The following is a 20,963-nucleotide window of genomic DNA, read 5'->3' on the forward strand; positions in this document are numbered from 1 at the left end:
TTAAATTAAAACTTGTTGCTAAATAAAGCAATGAGTAGCCGAAAGGCGAAAGAATTGTGGAGCGGTAGTTCAGTTGGTTAGAATACCTGCCTGTCACGCAGGGGGTCGCGGGTTCGAGTCCCGTCCGTTCCGCCACTTAATTTAGGGGCGTAGTTCAATTGGTAGAGCACCGGTCTCCAAAACCGGGTGTTGGGAGTTCGAGTCTCTCCGCCCCTGCCAGTTACCAATTAAGTAAAAATAAAAGAAGTATCTCATTGATAACCCGGTTACTTTAATCGGGTTTTTCTTTATTGATTTTTCTCAAAAAGTCCTTTCTATATTTCTCTTATTTCAAATAAACGAATTGTCCACTTTCTAATGAATTTAGATATACTTGATTAGAATTTTTAATTTTATCCTTTCATAATTCCAATTCTAGTGATTTTCAAATAAAACCATATAATATTCTTTATACTTTTTTATAGCTTAAATAAGTAAGCCGTTAAAAATTCTATATCGTTTGATTTTATTATTATCAATGGAATTTAGTAAGATGACTGGTATTAATAGAAATATATTATTGAGTTGAATTTATGTAGGTCATCAAGGCTGATTTTTTAATACTTTCTTCCGTAGAACGTAAAATTTTAACTTTAATGATGAGAAAAATTCGTATTTTTCATCAATAAAATCGATTATTTTGAAATAATAACGGCAACATAAAGCATCCTATATTATTCAGTATCATTGAATGTTAGGCATTTAAGTAACCGATAAAGATTTTTTCTTAGATTTAGATAATATTCTTTATTATCATTTTTAAGACTTAGCACTGTTCGCTAAGCTATATGATAAGTGCGCGTTTAATGAAAGGAATAGGTTTTATGCATTATTCGATAACAATATCGCTAAAATATCGTTAGTGGTTTGATTAAAATACCTTGAATTGAGTTAATTACAAGCAGGTCTTTTTCTCACCAACCTTCGATAAAATGCTGTATGCGATAGTAATGTACATTTATAGGTATTTATGACGGATAAACAACGTTATAGCATGGCTTCTGAGGCGGACTCCTATAAATAGTTCTTGAATTCGGATCTTGCTGTTTAAATGCTTTTAATCTTATTTACCTCCATACCCCCCATACCATCATACTTCAATTATCAATTTATCTTCTCTCCCATTTTTACGGTAAATATCTACACCGCTCAGCCAGTTTTAAGATGCTAACTATTTGATTTTGATTAAATCATTTTTATTCATTTAATGTGTGAAAACTGTGATACAAAAAATCTAATGATAACTGCCTCATTCTAGATAAAGTGGATTGTATATATCGAGTATCGTTAGGTAGATTAAGTTCTACGTTTGCAAGTATCAGAATTGCAAAGTATGAGGAATGATGGCTATACGCGTGTTTACATCTTATTTTCATGTGAGGGTGGTTAATTACCGGTAAAATTTCCATGAATAGAGATTAAATATACGAATTAGATGGTTAAAAAAGCTGAATTTACTGTGGGTCACCAACTTGAATCATATCAAATATTCTTCCATTAGATCAACATGGAAGCATATTTTTGACTGTTAATAATATGTTTAACAGAAAGTGAATATTGATCGTAACGATATTCGAAAATGCCTCATTGTTTATGTGAGTTTCTTAATGACAAACAAGAAGATCTTCACCGTTATTTTAGATCTTTTTCCATGAGAATAGCATCAGTTGTTACTGATCTAACGATTTGAATTGTTTTGGGTATATATATAATTGGGTGGGATAGAGCGCCCGATAAAGCGAGTCAGGCGTTTAGAATAAAAAGACTAGAGTATTATTAAGATGTACTACAGAACTGGGCATTTTTTACAGGTGTTTTGATTAGTTGATTAATCAATGCCTGTTGATCATTTTTTTGCAACCAAACAGCATAAAGTGATTTTGTAATCGCTGCCTCTGAGAGTGTTTTTAGCCCAGGGTATTGTATGTTCCAATGAGATGGTAAAAATGCAGCTGAAAGCGATACAGAGAGTAATTGGCGGGCAATATGAGCTGATGTCGTTATCATGATAGGAGAATCATTTGAAGTTAATGTTGATTCATTTTTTGGTTGAAAATCGGCACTCCACTCTAACTTGATATAATTGTAATTCGTCAAGGCAATATTTTTTTGTGAAGCCATAAGTTGCAGCTCAATAGTCCCAATAATCGTACTTTCAAACTCATCCATCTTAGGTGGCTCTGTCGCTATTAATAAGTCAAGTTCTCGGGAATGTAACTGTTTTACGAGAGATTGACGAGTAGAGACCCTTGCTTCTAGACGGAGCTCATCATGCTGCTCATACAGTGCTTGCATCCAGTCTGTGAGATAGCCTTCCCACAATGACGCTGTAGCCCCTATCGAAAGTTCAGTGTGCTGTGACGCATGTGAAATCTCTTTTTTTGCTTGTAGCCAAGTATTCATCAAGGATTCAGCATAGGGGACGAGGCGCTCACCTGCCGCCGTTAACCTGATGTTATTGCGATGTCGAGTGAATAGGTTCGTACCGAGTTGAGTTTCAAGTTGTCTTATGCGAAAACTCACTGCAGATTGTGTCAAATATAGTGATTCTGCGGCTCGGCCGAAGTGTCTGGTTCTACTGACTTCCAAAAAAGTTTTCAATAACTCAGTATCCACATACATCTCCAATAATTTTTGTCGTGATGATTTAAATGTTTTGTTTTACAGATTGCCAATGCTGTCTAATACTCCGCGCCATAAAGAGTTGACAGTAATAAGTTAGGAGTGTGTCAGATGGCAGAAAGCTTCATCACGACTAATCGTTTTTTTGATAATAAACATTACCCACGTGGCTTTTCTCGTCATGGTGATTTCACCATCAAGGAAGCTCAGTTGCTCGAACGCCATGGCCAAGCTTTTAATGAGCTTGATTCAGGCAAACGTACCGCACAAACAGACGAAGAAAAACTGTTTGTTGCTGTTTGCCGTGGCGAGAGAGAACCAGTAACTCCTGAAGAAAAAGTATGGACGAAATATTCTAGTCGGATAAACCGTCCGAAACGTTTCCATACTCTGTCTGGCGGTAAACCTCAGATTGATCCTTCAGAAGACTATACAGACACAGATGATTAATATCATCACTATATTTAAGAGGGGCTTAGGCCCCTTAATTTATTGTCTGATTTCACAATCACCATCTACTTCTCCAAGTGCTCAGCTTACTTGTTTTTGCAAATGAAGCAATAACTTATCCATCGCACGATAACCTAACGCTTCAAGAAGGTGCGGTCTTTCTATGTCCATCGATTCTTGAAGGTCTGCAATAGTTCGAGCAACCCTTAATATCCTATGCCATGCACGAATGGATAATCCTAATTTATTTAAAGCATGTTCTAAAAAAAGAGCATCCTTAGTACTGAGCAGGCACAATTTTGTTGTTTCTCTAGCTGTTAATTGGCTATTTAGCTTACCGTTTCTTTTGATTTGTTTTTTTCTAGCAACAATAACACGGGAGCGGATTTGTTCACTATTTTCACCTTGATGTTGCTGATGACTTAGTGTTCCTAATGGTAATAGAGGGATTTCAATTGAAAGATCAAATCTATCGATGAAGGGGCCTGAAATACGTGAAAGGTAATGTAGAATTTTGACAGGAGAACTTCTGCTATTATTCCCACTATAACTTCCAGTAGGGCTTGGATTCAAAGCTGCAATGAGTTGAAAATTTGCAGGAAAACACACCTTTGCTTTAGCTCGTGAAATAATTACTTGTCTTGATTCTAAAGGTTCACGTAATGCATCTAACACAGAGCGGCTAAATTCGGGGAGTTCATCAAGAAATAAAATGCCATTATGTGCGAGTGATATCTCACCGGGTTTAGGTAAGCTGCCACCACCAATCAAAGCAGCCATTGATGCACTATGATGAGGCGACCTAAATGGCCTAGGGGGCCAATCATACCCTAGACTAGTTGAATGACATAAGCTATGTAGAGCTGCAACTTCCAATGCTTCCTGTGACGTTAGAGAGGGTAAAAGTGTTTTTAGCCGGCTAGCGAGCATCGTTTTACCAGTGCCTGGAGGGCCTAATAGCAATAAGTTATGGCCACCACTCGCACAAATCTCGAGTGCTCTCTTACCTTGCTCTTGGCCGATGATATCACTAATATTGCCGTCATAGTTGGTGGGGGGTTCTGGTATATGAGCTGGGTGAGCGTTACATGATAGTGTGATTTTTTCATGCAAAAAATGGCAAAGGTCTAATAATGATTGTGCGAATTTAACACTATTATTAGGCAGTAGATTTAATTCATGTTGATTTTCTGCTGAAAAAATGAGGTGTCTTTTTTGAGCTAATGCTGCCTGTGCAGCAGGAATAGCACCATTTACATGGCGAATTTGGCCTGATAAAGCGAGCTCCCCGAGAAACTCGAACTCATGAAGTAATTTATTGGGTATTTGGCCAGAAGAGGCCAAAATTGCTATTGCAATAGCAAGATCATAACGCCCACCTTCTTTTGGAAGATCTGCCGGTGCTAAATTAACAGTCATCTTTTTTGCTGGGTATTCAAAACCACTGTTCAGTAGTGCACTACGTACTCTATCTCTTGCTTCTTTTACGGCTGTTTCGGGCAAGCCCACTAATGTTAAGCCGGGAAGCCCATTGCTAATATGTGCTTCAACAGTGACGAGTGGTGCGTTCATCCCTATTGATGCTCTTGTATAAACAATCGCCAATGCCATAATTCCTCCTATTGAGTCAACAGAGTAATATTCTGTTTAACTAAGAGGCAGTACAACTGAACATATTAGGTATGTTCAGTGGATCGAGAGCTACACCATGTAATATTGTGTTGTTAACATTTTTTTGCGAAGGTTCTCATAAAATCATTTTTAATCAGCCTATTGTGAATTTTACATGAATATAAACGTGATATAAATTCAGTCATTAATTACTGAAAAATAGCAAGGTGATTAAAATGAATATCATTAATATCGATTATGATTATTGGAATATAAGGCTAATTATTCGGTCATAATTAATTGTATTTACTATCTATACAGTTACGCAATGGTTTATTATTCTGAATAAAATATAACCAATTGATTTATAATAAAATATATATTTTGTTAATAAATAAAAAAAATAAAAGTTGTCAAAATAATTTTAAAATGATACCTCTTTAATATAGATAACGAATAATAGTGAAAAGACTGCATACATGAACGCATTACTTCAAGTGATTAGCCTAATTATTATCAGCGTGGTGGTGATTATTATCCCACCGTGCGGGGCTGCACTTGGACGACGAAGGCTGAATTAGTAGCCAAATCTCACGAGAACCCCGCACCGAAAGGCGCGGGGTTTTTTTTAGGCAAAGTTTCACGACATCACAGAATATATAAAAATAAATTAATATAAATTAATTGGATAGACAGGAGAGAATCATGAATGGGGCACATTGGTTAGTTCAAGCATTACGAACTCAGGGCGTTGAAACTGTTTTTGGGTATCCAGGCGGCGCAATTATGCCTGTTTATGATGCGTTGTATGACGGTGGTGTCAAGCATTTACTGTGCCGACATGAACAGGGGGCTGTTATTGCGGCGATTGGTTATGCTCGCGCAAGTTTGAAGACAGGGGTTTGTATTGCTACATCAGGCCCTGGAGCAACGAATTTAATCACGGGCTTAGCAGATGCTTTTTTAGATTCAGTTCCAGTTGTTGCTATCACCGGTCAAGTTAGTTCAGAGTTTATCGGTACAGATGCTTTTCAAGAAATAGATGTCTTAGGTTTGTCTCTCGCTTGTACCAAACACAGTTTTTTAGTTGAATCCATTGAAGATTTGCCTCGTATTGTTGCTGAAGCTTTCGCAATCGCAAATAGTGGTCGTCCAGGGCCTGTACTGATTGATATTCCGAAAGATATTCAGCTACAGAAGGCGGATCTAACCCCATTTTTAATGCCTGTTGAGCAAGACTTACCAACACAATTTGATGAGATTAATCAGGCAAAAGAATTATTAATACAGTCAGAAAAGCCGATGTTATATATCGGTGGCGGCGTTGGTATGTCTGGTGCTGTTACTGAATTAAGGGATTTTATTGATTACACAGGCATCCCATCTGTTGCAACGCTGAAAGGTTTGGGAGCTGTAGCTCCATCTGAACCTAATTATCTTGGTATGTTAGGAATGCATGGTACTAAAGCCGCAAACCTTGCAGTGCAACGTTGTGATTTATTGATTGCCGTCGGTGCTCGTTTTGATGACCGCGTAACTGGCAAGTTAAATACTTTTGCACCAAATGCCAAAGTGATACATCTTGATATTGACCATGCTGAACTTGATAAATTACGCCAAACACATGTTGCTTTGCTGGGGGATGCGAAAGTTCTTCTGCCTGAGTTGAAGATTAAAAAATCGATTTCACCATGGCAGCAGGAAGTACAGCAGCTGAAAAGTGAGTTTGCTTGGCGTTATGATCATCCAGGAGAGGCTATTTATGCGCCTTTGTTGTTAAAACAACTTTCTGATCGCATGGATACTCACGCTGTTGTAACAACAGATGTTGGGCAGCATCAAATGTGGTCAGCCCAGCATTTAAGCATTGAAGCCCCCGAGAATTTCATCACCTCAAGTGGTTTAGGAACGATGGGATTTGGTGTCCCAGCAGCAATAGGTGCACAAGTCGCTCGCCCTGAAGATACGGTTATTTGTGTTTCTGGAGATGGTTCTTTCATGATGAATGTACAAGAACTCGGCACGATTAAGCGTAAAAAATTACCTGTTAAGATTTTACTGCTAGATAATCAACGGTTGGGCATGGTTCGCCAGTGGCAAGAACTGTTCTTTGAACAGCGTTATAGCGAAACTATTTTAACTGATAACCCCGATTTCGTAGCTCTAGCAGCAGCTTTCGATATTCCAGGGCGTCGCATAACAACAAAAGCTGAAGTTGGCGAGGCTCTTGACGAATTCCTGAATAGCGAAGGCGCTTATATTTTACAAGTATCAATAAACGAATTAGAAAACGTCTGGCCTTTGGTTCCACCAGGGGCAAGCAATGAAAAAATGATGGAGAAACCGTTATGATGCAACATCAACTCGCAATACTGGCCCGTTTCCGTCCCGAGGTTTTAGAGCGTATATTACGGGTAACTCGCCATCGTGGATTCCAAATTAGCTCTATGACTATGGATCATATGCCCGACGGTGATAATGTAAATATTCAAATGACTGTAAATAGCCAGCGCCCATTGGCACTGCTTTATTCGCAGTTAGCAAAGCTGTCTGATGTTTCAGAAGTTGAAATAAAAGAACAAGAATCACGACTATTACGCACACAAAGTGCAATGTAAGGAATATATAAAATGACTAAGAAAGCTGACTATATTTGGTTTAACGGTGAAATGACGCCATGGGCTGATGCAAAGGTTCACGTTATGTCTCATGCCCTGCATTATGGAACATCTGTGTTTGAAGGCGTCCGCTGCTATAATTCTCACAAAGGCCCTGTAGTATTTCGCCATCGTGAGCATATGCAACGTTTGCGTGATTCAGCAAAAATCTACCGTATGCCTGTCAGCTATAGTGTAGAAGAGTTAATGGAAGCTTGTCGTGAAACTCTGCGTCAAAACAATTTAGTCAGCGCGTATATTCGTCCATTAGTTTTCGTTGGTGATGTTGGTATGGGCGTTAACCCGCCAGATGGTTATAAAACTGATGTCATCATGGCTGCATTTCCATGGGGTGCTTATCTAGGTGAAGAAGCTTTAGACCAAGGTATTGATGCGATGGTCTCTTCTTGGAATCGTGTCGCGCCAAATACTATCCCAACGGGTGCAAAAGCGGGTGGTAATTACCTATCTTCTCTACTTGTTGGGAGTGAAGCTCGTCGTCACGGTTACCAAGAAGGTATTGCATTGGATGTGCATGGTTACTTGTCTGAAGGCGCAGGCGAAAATATTTTTGAAGTTAAAGATGGTATCTTATTCACACCTCCATTCACCTCATCAGCTCTACCGGGGATCACTCGCGATGCGATTTTGACCCTAGCAAAAGATATGGGTATTGAAGTTCGTGAACAAACGTTATCACGCGAATCACTTTATCTTGCGGACGAAGTCTTTATGACGGGTACGGCTGCAGAAATCACGCCAGTACGTAGCGTTGATGGAATTGAAGTTGGGATCGGTCGTTGTGGACCGGTTACCAAAAAAATCCAGCAAGCATTCTTTGGACTGTTTGATGGAACAACAGAAGATAAATGGGGTTGGTTGGATTCAGTTAACCCTTAATAACGAATAGCGACAGACTTACAGGCGGTCGTTCCCCGCCTGTTTTAAAACACGGGAGTAAAGATATGCCTAAGTACCGTTCAGCAACAACAACTCATGGCCGTAACATGGCTGGTGCCCGCGCATTATGGCGTGCTACAGGTATGACCGATGCTGATTTTGGAAAGCCCATTATTGCAGTTGTTAACTCATTTACCCAGTTTGTGCCGGGTCACGTTCATTTACGCGATCTTGGTAAACTCGTCGCAGAGCAAATCGAAGCGGTAGGTGGTGTCGCTAAAGAGTTCAATACAATTGCGGTAGATGATGGTATTGCCATGGGGCATGGCGGAATGCTGTATTCCTTACCTTCCCGTGAATTAATTGCAGATTCAGTAGAATACATGGTCAATGCTCACTGCGCTGATGCCATGGTATGTATTTCCAACTGTGACAAAATCACCCCAGGTATGCTAATGGCGTCGTTACGTCTGAACATTCCGGTTATTTTTGTTTCAGGTGGCCCGATGGAAGCGGGCAAAACTAAACTTTCAGATCAAATTATTAAATTAGATTTAGTTGATGCCATGATCCAAGGCGCTAACCCTAATGTCAGTGATGAAGAAAGTGATCAAATTGAACGTTCTGCTTGCCCAACTTGTGGTTCATGTTCAGGGATGTTTACGGCAAACTCAATGAACTGCTTAACTGAGGCTCTGGGTTTATCGCAGCCGGGGAATGGGTCATTGTTGGCAACTCATGCTGATCGTGAGCAGTTATTTCTTAACGCTGGTAAGCGTATTGTTGAACTCACAAAACGTTACTACGAAAAAGATGATGAAAGTGCGTTGCCGCGTAATATTGCGAACAAAGCAGCCTTTGAAAATGCCATGACATTGGATATTGCAATGGGGGGGTCAACTAATACTGTTCTGCATTTGTTGGCGGCAGCTCAAGAAGCAGAAATCGATTTTACTATGGCAGATATCGACCGTCTGTCCCGTATCGTTCCTCATTTATGTAAAGTCGCACCGAGTACACCAAAATACCACATGGAAGATGTTCACCGCGCTGGTGGTGTCATTGGTATTTTAGGCGAATTAAGTCGTGCGGGTTTATTACAAGAAAACGTTAAAAATATTTTGGGCCTCACTTTCCAAGAAACTCTCGAACAATATGATGTGATGTTGACGAAAGATGAAGCTGTTAAGTCTATGTTCGCAGCAGGACCTGCCGGTATTCGTACCACAAAGGCATTTTCACAAAATTGCCGTTGGCCTTCGCTCGATACTGACCGTGAAAATGGCTGTATTCGTAATCTTGAACATGCCTATAGTTTAGATGGTGGATTAGCCATCTTAGCTGGCAATATCGCAGAAGATGGTTGCATTGTAAAAACAGCGGGTGTTGATGAAGAAAGTCTGACTTTCCGTGGCCCAGCAAAAGTATTTGAGAGCCAAGATGATGCTGTTGAATCCATTCTTGGCGGAAAAGTTGTTGAAGGTGATGTCGTTGTTATCCGCTATGAAGGCCCTAAAGGTGGCCCAGGTATGCAGGAAATGCTATATCCAACCTCTTATCTCAAATCGATGGGGCTGGGTAAAAGCTGCGCATTGATTACGGATGGGCGTTTCTCTGGCGGGAGCTCAGGGTTGTCGATTGGTCATATTTCACCAGAAGCAGCGAGTGGTGGTTTATTAGCGTTAGTTCAAGATGGCGATATTATCGATATTAATATTCCAAAGAGAACTATTGCTCTTGATGTGAATGAAAATGAGCTTAACACGCGCAGAGATGCTGAACTTGCTCGTGGTGATAAAGCCTTCACTCCACGTAATCGTCAGCGTGAGGTTTCTTTTGCCCTCCGTGCCTATGCTTCTCTTGCAACCAGTGCTGATAAAGGCGCTGTACGCGATAAATCGAAGTTAGGAGGCTAATTGTGGCCGCTGCAAAACCACTACCATCCGCACCTTCTGGTGCCGACTATCTAAAAGCGGCGCTAAGTGCGCCGGTTTATGAAGTTGCACAGGTGACCCCATTACAAGAAATGGGCAAAGTTTCTGCTCGAATGGGGAACACGATTTTAGTCAAACGTGAAGATAGACAACCTGTTCACAGCTTCAAATTACGCGGTGCTTATACCATGATCGCAGGTCTAACGGATGAGCAAAAAGCGAAAGGGGTTGTGACCGCTTCTGCGGGGAATCATGCGCAAGGTGTTGCCTTATCAGCAAACCGTATTGGCGTAAAAGCAAAAATTGTCATGCCGATTGCTACAGCAGATATCAAAGTCGACGCTGTGCGTAATTTTGGCGGCGAAGCTATCTTGTATGGTGCTAATTTTGATGAAGCTAAAGCGAAAGCCATTGAAATAGCAGCCAAAGAGGACTGCACCTTTATCCCACCTTTTGATCATCCATCCGTGATTGCGGGGCAAGCAACAATTGCATTAGAGCTATTGCAACAAGATGCACATCTTGATCGGATTTTTATTCCTGTTGGAGGTGGTGGGCTGATTGCGGGTGTTGCTGTTTTGATTAAGCAGTTGATGCCAGAAATTAAAATTATCGGTGTTGAAGCTGATGAAGCTGCCTGTCTTAAAGCAGCACTTGCTGCTGGGCACCCTGTTGATTTACCACGTGTTGGTTTATTTGCTGAAGGTGTAGCGGTAAAACGTATTGGTGATGAAACATTTCGTCTGTGCCAACAGTATGTGGATGATGTGATCACGGTAGACAGTGACGCTATCTGCGCAGCCTTAAAAGATATTTTTGAAGATGTCCGTGCAATTGCTGAACCCTCAGGGGCACTGGCACTTGCGGGTCTAAAGAAATATGTCCAGCAGCACAATATCAAAGGTGAACGCTTAGCCCATATTCTTTCTGGCGCAAACATGAATTTCCATGGCCTGCGTTATGTCTCTGAGCGATGCGAAATTGGCGAGCAGAGAGAAGCCTTGCTAGCAGTCACTATTCCTGAACAAAAAGGCAGCTTTTTACGGTTCTGTCAGTTATTAGGTCAGCGAGCGATCACTGAGTTTAATTACCGTTATACCGATGCAGATCCTGACCGTGCTTGTATTTTTGTCGGGGTAAGGCTAAATGGCGGTGATAGTGAGCGCCATGAAATTATCCAAGAGCTACAGCGCAATGGTTATGAGGTTGCTGACCTTTCAGATGACGAAATGGCCAAGCTGCATGTGCGTTATATGGTTGGTGGTCGCCCATCAAAACCATTGGATGAGCGACTTTATAGCTTTGAGTTTCCGGAATCGCCGGGTGCATTACTGAAATTCTTAGAGACGCTAGGAACTTACTGGAATATTACGTTATTCCATTATCGCAGCCATGGAACAGATTATGGACGCGTGCTGGCGGCATTTGAATTATCAGGTCCTGAAGTCCGTTTTGATAGACATCTTGAGGCGCTAGGTTATGAATATCATGATGAGACGGGAAACCCATCATTCCGTTTTTTCTTAGCACCTCAAAGTTCTCCACAAACATTAGATTGAATTTTCAGGTAATAGCTGCCAGAACGATTTGATTAATGGTTCACTTAGGCGTTTGCTCAATAGACAAACGCCGAGTTCAAAGGGCTCGACTAACGAAATATTATCCAGTTGTAATATGCGACTCCGCACGGGTTCAGGGCTATTATCAACAACAACGCTGGGAATGAGTGCGATACCACAGCCAAGTGCGACCATAGAAACAATCGCCTCATGGCCAGAAACGGTTGCATAAATCATAGGATTATTGATGTGATGTCGGCGAAACCATAACTCAATACGTTTTCTCGATGGCCCATGTTCTGGCAAGATAAAGGGAATCGATGACCAATCTGGTTGTTCTTCTGTGGCCATGGTTCTGACTGCACAGGGCAGTGCTGGCGCTATCAGCACTAAAGGAATTTCTCCAATCTTGGTAAATCTGACATTATCAGGCAGTCGTTCTGGTTTACCTGCGATACCGAGATCTGCTTCTTTGGTTTCTACTTTATCAACCGCATCAGCGGCATCACCTGTTGTCAGTTTAATTTCAACAAGTGGATGTAGTGCACGAAACTTATCGAGAACTTGTGGTAAATGACTATATGCTGCTGTTACTGAGCAAAAAAGACGTAATTCACCGGTGAGTGATGGGCTTTGTTGGTTAAGTACATGCTGTAGCTGTTGGTATTGTAATAGCGTTTGCTGAGCAAATAGCTTCAGATGCTCCCCTGCTTGAGTCAATTTTACAGAACGGTTATCTCGAATAAATAGTGGGTGACCTAGCTGTTCTTCTAAGCGTTGTATTTGTCGCGATAAGGTTGATGGGCTGACATACATGGCTTTAGAGGTTCGACCAAAATGGCAGCTCTCTGCTAAATGAAGAAATAGCTTTAAATCACGGATATCCATTTTGCCTCTTCTCGTCTAAAAAACATGTTGCTAAATATGCAACATTATATTGTTAATATATCAATTTAAGCAATGCTGATCATCGCATATAGTAAATCCATAACCACTCAATAAAAGTGGCAGGCCAATACAGGACCTGAAATAACGAATACAACAGAACAATGGAGCAAGACAATGGCGAATTATTTTAATACTTTGAATCTGCGTCAGCAGTTAGAGCAGTTAGGCAAGTGTCGTTTCATGAACCGCGAAGAATTTGCGGATGAAGCTGGATACCTGAAAGGTAAAAAAATCGTCATCGTCGGTTGTGGTGCTCAAGGTTTAAACCAAGGCCTGAATATGCGCGATTCTGGTTTAGATATCTCCTATGCATTACGCCCAGAAGCAATTACGGAAAAACGCGCATCATGGCGTAAAGCGTCAGAAAATGGTTTTAAAGTGGGTACCTACGAAGAGCTGATCCCAGAAGCTGATTTGGTTGTTAACTTAACACCAGACAAACAACACTCAACAGTTGTTCGCGCTGTTCAGCCGATGATGAAGCAAGGTGCTGCATTAGGTTACTCTCACGGCTTTAACATTGTTGAAGTTGGTGAAGAGATCCGTAAAGATATTACTGTTGTGATGGTTGCTCCAAAATGCCCAGGTACTGAAGTTCGTGAAGAATATAAACGTGGTTTCGGTGTTCCAACGCTGATTGCTGTTCACCCAGAAAATGACCCGAAAGGCGAGGGTATGGCAATTGCTAAAGCATGGGCAGCAGCAACAGGCGGCCATCGTGCTGGTGTTCTTGAGTCTTCTTTCGTTGCAGAAGTTAAGTCTGACTTGATGGGCGAGCAAACTATTCTTTGTGGTATGTTACAAGCAGGTGCGTTGCTGAGTTATGACAAGATGGTTGCTGATGGCGTTGAGCCAGGCTATGCGGGTAAATTGATTCAGTTCGGTTGGGAAACAATCACCGAGGCACTGAAACAAGGCGGTATCTCTCTGATGATGGATCGCCTGTCAAACCCTGCTAAATTACGTGCATTTGCGTTGTCTGAGCAATTAAAAACTATCTTGGCGCCATTGTTCCAAAAACATATGGATGACATCATTTCAGGTGAGTTTTCATCAACAATGATGGCTGACTGGGCGAATGATGACAAAAACTTGCTGACTTGGCGTGAAGAGACTGGTAACAGTTCGTTTGAAAATTATCCAGAATATGACGCTAAAATTTCAGAGCAAGAGTATTTCGATCATGGCGTCCTATTAGTTGCCATGGTTAAAGCAGGTGTTGAACTTGCATTTGATACAATGCTGGAAGCGGGTATTCTTGAAGAATCAGCTTATTATGAATCTCTGCATGAATTACCACTGATCGCCAATACCATTGCTCGTAAGCGTCTGTACGAAATGAACGTGGTTATTTCAGATACAGCAGAATACGGTAACTACTTGTTCTCATTTGCAGCAGTACCAATGCTTAAAGATTTTATGGCTAAATTGCAAGCTGGTGATTTGGCGAAATCAGTCGCAGATAATGGTACGGATAATGCCCAGTTACGTGATGTTAATGAAGCTATTCGTAACCATCCGATTGAAGTTATCGGCAAAACATTACGGGGTTATATGAAGGATATGCAACGCATTTCCGTTGGCGGCTAATTTTTCGTCACTCTTCGCACTATAGGTGCGTTGGCTGCACTCTGTTACCCTAGTCACATACTTATGTATGCTCCTAGGGATAACCTCGCTTGCCGCCTTCCTCTAGCGCGAATAGTTTAGAAAAATGGCTTTATGATTAAGTGGTTTTAAAACCGTGTGGCTCAGATGAGTGACACGGTTTTTGCTTTTCTTGAGTAAACAGAAAAAGGTTTTGTGATTCTCTACGTTGGCTAGATCATCGTGGTGAAATGATTTTTACCCTTAGAATAATGATTTATTTATAGTGAAAAGTGCCAAATTGGCACTTTATCGTTATTTTATTCATGGCTTTGCATTGGAAGGCCGTTTTAAAACCGTGTTAGTCTGCTGATTACACGGTTTTTGCTTTCCTTGAGTAAACAGAAAAAGGTTTTGTGATTCTCTACGTTGGCTAGATCATCGTGGTGAAATGATTTTTACCCTTAGAATAATGATTTATTTATAGTAAAAAGTGCCAAATTGGCACTTTATCGTTATTTTATTCATGGCTTTGCATTGGAAGGCCGTTTTAAAATTGCGTTGGTCTGCTGATTACACGGTTTTTGCTTTTCTTGGGTAAACAAAAAAAGGTTTTGCGATTCTCTACGTTGGCTAGATCACTATGGTGAAATGATTTTTGAGCTAGAATGATGAATTAATTATATCGAAAAGTGCCAAATTGGCACTTTTGGCATTATTTTATTTATGATTTTATATTGAAAAAGTCGTTTTAAAGCTATGTTGGTCAGGTGATTACAGAGTTTTTTTGTTTATGGGTGAGGCGGTTGGATTAAATTAATTTTCGGGGCTTAGTTGTTTTTATGCACTGTGCGCTTTCTGCTACAATCCCTACCAATATGCCTTTTTGTAATTAACCTTATTCAGAGAAACCATGCGATTAAATCCAAGCCAGCAGCAGGCTGTTGAATTTGTGGATGGCCCATGCCTTGTATTGGCGGGGGCTGGATCCGGAAAAACCCGAGTCATTACCAATAAAATAGCGCATTTGATCCGCCAATGTGGCTATCAACCTCGGCAAATTGCGGCAGTTACCTTCACCAATAAAGCAGCACGAGAAATGAAAGAACGTGTTGCCCAAACATTAGGTAAAAAGGAAGCTCGTGGCTTGATTATTTCCACATTTCATACCTTAGGTTTGGAAATCATTAAGCGTGAGTACAAAGCGCTTGGGATTAAAGCAAACTTTTCGCTATTTGATGATCAGGACCAAATGGCATTGCTTAAAGAGCTAACCTCTGATTTGCTCGAAGAGGATAAAGACCTTTTACAGCAACTGATCTCATCGATCTCAAACTGGAAAAATGATCTTCTTTCACCAGACCACGTTGTTGGACAGGCCAGAAGTGAAAAAGAGCATCATTTTGCTGAGTGTTATCACCGTTACGAACTGCATCTGAAAAGCTGTAATGTATTGGATTTTGATGACCTGATTAGTAAGCCAACTTTGCTGTTGTATCATAACGAAGAAGTCCGTGAGCGCTGGCAACAAAAAATTCGCTACTTGCTGGTGGATGAATACCAAGATACTAATACCAGTCAATACCAGCTAGTTAAGCTGCTGGTGGGCCATCGAGCGCGTTTCACTGTCGTAGGGGATGATGATCAATCTATCTATTCATGGCGCGGTGCACGTCCACAAAATTTAGTGTTACTTAGCCAAGATTTTCCTAAGCTCAATGTGATCAAGTTGGAGCAAAATTATCGCTCATCAGGGCGGATACTAAAAGCAGCTAACATTTTGATTGCCAATAATCCCCACGTATTTGAGAAAAAATTATTTTCTGAGCTAGGTTATGGTGTTCCTCTGAAAGTTTTAACCGCTAACAATGAGGATCATGAAGCAGAAAGAGTGATTGGTGAGCTAATTGCACATCACTTTATTAATAAAACACAATATAAAGATTATGCCATTTTGTACCGAGGTAACCACCAATCGCGTATTTTTGAAAAAATGCTAATGCAAAACCGCATTCCCTATCGTATATCGGGGGGAACATCCTTTTTCTCTCGCCCAGAAATTAAAGACTTGTTGGCTTATTTACGTGTGCTCACTAATCCAGAAGATGACAGCGCCTTCTTGAGAATTGTGAATACACCTCGCCGAGAAATAGGCCCTAAAACTATCCAAAAACTGGGTGAATGGGCAAATCAGCGTGGTAAAAGTCTTTATCAAGCGAGTTTTGATTTAGGACTGGAACAGTCATTAACAGGTAAAGGATTAACCGCACTTCAGCAATTTACTCACTGGATGGACAAAATTGTTCAGCAATCTGAACGTGAACCTTTACTGGCAGTACGTGATTTATTACGCGAAACGGACTATGAAAGCTGGCTCTATGAGACATCTGCCAGTACTAAAGCGGCTGAAATGCGGATGAAAAATGTTAATCAGCTATTTACTTGGATGAGTGAAATGATTGAGGGTGATGAGCTGAATGACCCAATGTCGCTGAATCAAATCGTCACTCGCTTTACCTTGCGCGATATGATGGAACGAGGTGAAGACGATGAGGAATCCGATCAGGTTCAATTGATGACACTGCATGCCTCTAAAGGATTAGAATTTCCCTATGTTTTTCTTGTTGGCATGGAAGAGGGCTTATTACCCCATCAAAGCAGTATTGATGAAAATAATATTGATGAAGAACGCCGATTAGCCTATGTCGGTATTACTCGAGCACAACGAGAATTATTTTTTACGCATTGTCGTGAACGTCGTCAATATGGTGAGTTAATTCGTCCAGAATTAAGCCGTTTTTTATTGGAGTTACCACAAGATGATTTGGAGTGGGAGCAGCAGCGTAAAGTGGTAAGCGCTGAAGAACGAATGCAGAAAGGGCAGTCAGCACTTGCCGATATCAAGGCGCGTTTAGGATTAAATAAGAAAACTTAAGTTTAAGTTATTAACCTCACACTAGTAATAAGCTAGTGTGAGGCAATAAATAAATTAATTATTCGAGCTATTGCGCTCTTCAAGCTTTAGCGGCCAATTAACATAGCCTTGCCACTGAACTTCTTGTTGCAGATTTTCCGCACGTAGCGGATGCTCTGCTAACCAGCGGTAAGGTAATATTACGGCCAGATTTTGCGCATTTGTATTGAGCCTCAATGCAGGTAGTGTGTCATCGCGTCGGCGGCTTGCAAAGATAATGGTCAATCGCAAAAGTCGACATAATGCATAAGCTTGTTGCATCGGTAATGCATTTTGTTGACTAAGTGTCGCAAGGTCGACAGGCCCATGTTGATTTCTCAATAAGGCGGCAAGTAAGCGTTTTTGTGCGGGTGTGAATCCCGGTAAATCAAGATTCGTAATTAGGTAACCCGCATGTTCTGGACTTTTACGGAAATCGATACTTAAGCCAATTTCATGTAATGCACAAGCACTCGATAACAAATCACGGCAGCGTAAATCTAATTCCCAATCTTTAGAAACTTGTAAAAAGAAATGCTCTGCTAATTGGCGAACGCGGGTAGCTTGTTCAATATCAACTTGAAAACGGCGTTGAATATTGCGTAGTGTGCGGGCTCTGATATCTTGCTCAATCGGTAATTCGAGCATCCCGTAGACCAATCCTTCTCGCAGCGCTCCACCCGCTAATGTCATATTATCAATGGATAATGCTTCGAAGATAGCAATAAGGATCGACAGCCCACTTGGAAAAACGAGTGCTCGCTCAAAAGTAAGGCCTTCAATTTCAAGCTCTTCAAGTTTATGGCACTGAATAGCTTTGTATTTGAGCTGCCGTAGCTTATCTAACGTAATCAGCTCATCCATGCCTTGTGCAATCATAATTTCTTGGATGGCTTGAACTGTCCCTGATGCACCAACACAAATTTTCCAGCCGTGGGTTTTTAAGGTGTCTGCAATCGGAGCTATCACCGCATGTGCTGCTGATTCGGCTTTTGCAAAATTCTCTTCGGTGAGAGAGCGGTCACTAAAATAGCGTTCAAGCCAAGTGACACAACCCATTTCAAGGCTAAATAGCTGTTGTGCTTTTGCACCAGTACCTGTGACCAGTTCAGTACTACCACCACCAATATCAACCACTAAACGTTGTTCGGGGCCGCCTGTTGTATGCGCCACACCTTGATAAATCAGACGTGCTTCTTCTTCTCCCTGAATCACGCGGACAGTATTACCTAGAATTTCGCTGGCTTTTTCCACAAAGGTATCGGCATTTTTTGCTAACCGTAATGTTGCGGTTGCAACCACCCGAATTTGAGATGTGGGGATGTCTTGTAAGTGCTCTGAAAAGAGCCGAAGACATTGCCAGCCGCGATCCATGGCTTGTTCTGATAACATATTGTTGCTATCCAAACCCGCAGCAAGACGTACTTTGCGCTTAACTCTAGAAATAATCTGAATGCTACCTGCAATTTCACGAACAACCAGCATATGAAAGCTGTTCGAGCCTAAATCAATTGCTGCGTAGAGAGAAGATGATTTCAGCATATCGTTATCACTCAGCCTGGGCGTTTATGGTTATTACGTGGACCATTATGGCGACGTGGTGAATTGGAATTGCGGCGAGGTCCCCCTGGACGCGGGCGATGACGACGCTTTGGTACTGGAAGATCAGCTAATAGTGCATCACTATTGTATTTACTTACAGGGATTGAATGCTGAATATATTCTTCAATTCCAGGCAGATTCAGAGAGTATTCTTCACAGGCAAGGCTGATTGAATGACCACTTTCACCTGCACGTCCAGTGCGACCAATACGGTGTACATAGTCTTCACAATCATCAGGTAAATCATAGTTAAAGACATGAGTGACTGATGGAATATGCAATCCACGAGCAGCAACATCAGTTGCAACCAGAATATCGAGATTACCTTGGGTAAATTCTTCTAAAATACGCAGACGTTTTTTCTGTGCAACATCACCTGTTAATAGACCAACACGGTGGCCATCTGCGGCAAGATGTGCCCAAATGTCATCACAACGATGTTTGGTATTAGCAAAAATGATACAGCGCTCAGGCCACTCTTCTTCAAGTAGGGTCTGCAATAAGCGCATTTTTTCTTCGTTTGAAGGATAAAACAGCTCTTCTTTAATGCGATGACCTGTTTTTTGTAATGGCTCAACTTCGATATATTCAGGGTTATTCATTTGCTCAAAAGCTAATTCCCTGACACGGTAAGACAATGTGGCAGAAAAGAGCAGGTTCAACCTTTCCGTCACCGCAGGTATACGACGGAATAGCCAGCGAATGTCTTTAATAAACCCAAGATCGTACATGCGGTCGGCTTCATCAAGAACAATAACTTGAATTGCACCTAAGTCAACATGACCTTGTTTAGCATAGTCAATCAAGCGGCCAGTTGTACCAATAAGGATGTCAACGCCATTCTGAAGTACTTTTAATTGCTCATCATAGCCATCACCGCCATAAGCGAGGCCTATTTTTAAGCCTGTATACTCAGCAAGTTCTTTAGAATCTGAGTAAATTTGTACAGCCAATTCGCGAGTCGGCGCCATGATTAGCGCACGAGGTTGATTGACTTTTTTACCCTCAACAGCAGGGTGAGTTAATAAATAGTGAAATGTAGACGTTAAAAATGCTAACGTTTTGCCGGTACCTGTTTGCGCTTGCCCCGCAACATCTTTGCCTTCGACAGTGAAAGGCAGGGTAGACGCCTGTATAGGCGTGCAATAATTGAAGCCTTTTTTATTCAATGCTTCAATGACTTTTGGGTGCAAGGCGAAGTCGGAAAACTTCTTTTCTGTCAAGTGTGCTTTACTCATAGTGTGGTAGAATATCAGTTAACGGTTGGTTTACGAAAGTGTATCTTTTGAAATAAAGCGTACTGATGCCAATTAATGTTACACTCAGTCTAAAAAAATGATCTATTGGAGTACAATATGAGCGACAAAATTATTCATATAACTGATGCAAGCTTTGAAGCCGAAGTGTTGAAAGCTAGTTCACCTGTTCTCGTCGATTTCTGGGCAGCATGGTGTGGTCCTTGTAAAATGATCGCGCCTATTCTTGATGAAGTTTCTGAAGAATATACAGGCAAACTGACTATCGCAAAACTGAATATTGATGATAATCCGGCTACCGCACCAAAATACGGTATTCGTGGCATCCCAACTCTTCTGTTATTCAAAAACGGCAGTGTAGCAGCAACAAAAGTTGGTGCGTTATCTAAAACTCAGCTAAAAGAGTTTTTAGACGAAAATCTGTAAGTTGTATTAGTAGTTTGAGTCAAAACGTTTAGCGGTTTATCTATTTTATATAGAGGATCGCTAGACGTCCTCCCTGAAGCGTGATAAGTTATCTGCAATCCTCATATAGCACTCATATGAATTACTTTGTAATCCGTTGCTCTTATCTTAAATATCTGGTTAGTCAGTTCAGTTGTAGCTCATGTATCGTGATCTAGGGCTGTTAATATGTTGGTTTCTAAAATTACCATTTGAAAATTGAGTTGTAGTGATTGCAACATTCAATAACTTCGCTTGTGGTATAATTTGCAATATCAATTAAACAAAGATGAGCATGGGCTGTAAGTCGTCGTTGAGACTAGAATAGTAAAACTACGCTGAGCACTGGTGTAGAATGCATTCAAAGCTTTAGGTTTGTGTTTTCGTGCTTTGAGTGTGAA

General features: G+C 41.1%; 15 protein-coding genes and 2 tRNA genes. 12 read left to right on the forward strand and 5 right to left on the reverse strand.

Translation table 11 applies throughout. From position 1 onward, the window contains the following. Nucleotides 1–58 precede the first annotated feature (58 nt). Together OOA_RS10715 and OOA_RS10720 are read left to right on the forward strand one after the other, a co-directional pair. Nucleotides 59–135, forward strand: a tRNA-Asp gene (locus OOA_RS10715). A gap of 8 nt (nucleotides 136–143) precedes the next feature. Then, nucleotides 144–219, forward strand: a tRNA-Trp gene (locus OOA_RS10720). A 1,596-nt stretch (nucleotides 220–1,815) separates the two neighbouring features. Here the strand turns inward: OOA_RS10720 and hdfR are convergent. Continuing rightward, nucleotides 1,816–2,661 (reverse strand): HTH-type transcriptional regulator HdfR, encoded by an 846-nt coding sequence (gene hdfR / locus OOA_RS10725; RefSeq protein WP_040691376.1) that lies wholly within the window; start codon nucleotides 2,659–2,661, stop codon nucleotides 1,816–1,818. Nucleotides 2,662–2,772: 111 nt separating this feature from the next. Between hdfR and OOA_RS10730 the strand changes: the two genes are divergently transcribed. Beyond that, nucleotides 2,773–3,111 carry a MaoP family protein gene (locus tag OOA_RS10730; protein WP_008912173.1) on the forward strand — a complete coding sequence of 113 codons (339 nt, stop codon included), beginning with the start codon at nucleotides 2,773–2,775 and terminating at the stop codon, nucleotides 3,109–3,111. A gap of 81 nt (nucleotides 3,112–3,192) precedes the next feature. Here the strand turns inward: OOA_RS10730 and OOA_RS10735 are convergent, their stop codons facing one another. Further along, complete coding sequence (locus tag OOA_RS10735) at nucleotides 3,193–4,722, reverse strand: YifB family Mg chelatase-like AAA ATPase (RefSeq protein ID WP_008912174.1); 1,530 nt, start codon at nucleotides 4,720–4,722, stop codon at nucleotides 3,193–3,195. Between the two features lie 479 nt (nucleotides 4,723–5,201). Here OOA_RS10735 and ilvL point away from each other — a divergent pair, with 479 nt between their 5' ends. The 6 genes from ilvL to ilvA all read left to right on the forward strand — a co-directional run bounded on the left by ilvL (nucleotide 5,202) and on the right by ilvA (nucleotide 11,772). Further along, nucleotides 5,202–5,303: an ilv operon leader peptide gene (ilvL, locus tag OOA_RS20070; protein WP_071524234.1), complete on the forward strand. Its 102-nt coding sequence runs from the start codon at nucleotides 5,202–5,204 to the stop codon at nucleotides 5,301–5,303. A gap of 124 nt (nucleotides 5,304–5,427) precedes the next feature. Next, complete coding sequence (gene ilvG, locus OOA_RS10740) at nucleotides 5,428–7,074, forward strand: acetolactate synthase 2 catalytic subunit (RefSeq protein WP_008912175.1); 1,647 nt, start codon at nucleotides 5,428–5,430, stop codon at nucleotides 7,072–7,074. Further along, nucleotides 7,071–7,340, forward strand: a complete 270-nt coding sequence (gene ilvM / locus OOA_RS10745; RefSeq protein ID WP_008912176.1) for an acetolactate synthase 2 small subunit — start codon at nucleotides 7,071–7,073, stop codon at nucleotides 7,338–7,340. The genes ilvG and ilvM overlap by 4 nt, the downstream gene beginning before the upstream one ends. A 12-nt stretch (nucleotides 7,341–7,352) precedes the next feature. Then, a complete protein-coding gene (locus tag OOA_RS10750) occupies nucleotides 7,353–8,279 on the forward strand; it encodes a branched-chain amino acid transaminase (RefSeq protein WP_008912177.1) in 927 nt (308 codons plus the stop codon). Nucleotides 8,280–8,344: 65 nt separating this feature from the next. Then, complete coding sequence (gene ilvD, locus OOA_RS10755) at nucleotides 8,345–10,195, forward strand: dihydroxy-acid dehydratase (RefSeq protein ID WP_008912178.1); 1,851 nt, start codon at nucleotides 8,345–8,347, stop codon at nucleotides 10,193–10,195. Between the two features lie 2 nt (nucleotides 10,196–10,197). Further along, entirely contained in the window at nucleotides 10,198–11,772 is a 1,575-nt protein-coding gene (ilvA, locus tag OOA_RS10760; RefSeq protein ID WP_008912179.1) for a threonine ammonia-lyase, biosynthetic, read from the forward strand. Here ilvA and ilvY read toward each other — a convergent pair. Next, nucleotides 11,764–12,660: an HTH-type transcriptional activator IlvY gene (gene ilvY / locus OOA_RS10765; protein WP_008912180.1), complete on the reverse strand. Its 897-nt coding sequence runs from the start codon at nucleotides 12,658–12,660 to the stop codon at nucleotides 11,764–11,766. The genes ilvA and ilvY overlap by 9 nt on opposite strands. A 174-nt stretch (nucleotides 12,661–12,834) precedes the next feature. On the opposite strand from ilvY, the gene ilvC reads away from it, so the two are divergent. Together ilvC and rep are read left to right on the forward strand one after the other, a co-directional pair. Further along, nucleotides 12,835–14,310, forward strand: coding sequence for a ketol-acid reductoisomerase (ilvC, locus tag OOA_RS10770; RefSeq protein WP_008912181.1), 1,476 nt, complete (start codon nucleotides 12,835–12,837; stop codon nucleotides 14,308–14,310). 910 nt (nucleotides 14,311–15,220) lie between these two features. Continuing rightward, nucleotides 15,221–17,242, forward strand: coding sequence for a DNA helicase Rep (rep, locus tag OOA_RS10775; protein WP_008912182.1), 2,022 nt, complete (start codon nucleotides 15,221–15,223; stop codon nucleotides 17,240–17,242). A gap of 54 nt (nucleotides 17,243–17,296) precedes the next feature. On the opposite strand, the gene gppA is transcribed toward rep, so the two are convergent. Next, entirely contained in the window at nucleotides 17,297–18,802 is a 1,506-nt protein-coding gene (gene gppA / locus OOA_RS10780; RefSeq protein WP_008912183.1) for a guanosine-5'-triphosphate,3'-diphosphate diphosphatase, read from the reverse strand. Nucleotides 18,803–18,813: 11 nt separating this feature from the next. After that, nucleotides 18,814–20,100 (reverse strand): ATP-dependent RNA helicase RhlB, encoded by a 1,287-nt coding sequence (rhlB, locus tag OOA_RS10785; protein ID WP_008912184.1) that lies wholly within the window; start codon nucleotides 20,098–20,100, stop codon nucleotides 18,814–18,816. 117 nt (nucleotides 20,101–20,217) lie between these two features. Between rhlB and trxA the strand changes: the two genes are divergently transcribed. Continuing rightward, nucleotides 20,218–20,544, forward strand: a complete 327-nt coding sequence (gene trxA / locus OOA_RS10790; RefSeq protein ID WP_008912185.1) for a thioredoxin TrxA — start codon at nucleotides 20,218–20,220, stop codon at nucleotides 20,542–20,544. Nucleotides 20,545–20,963 lie beyond the last annotated feature (419 nt).

This window comes from Providencia burhodogranariea DSM 19968 (assembly GCF_000314855.2).
GTDB classification, from domain to species: domain Bacteria; phylum Pseudomonadota; class Gammaproteobacteria; order Enterobacterales; family Enterobacteriaceae; genus Providencia; species Providencia burhodogranariea.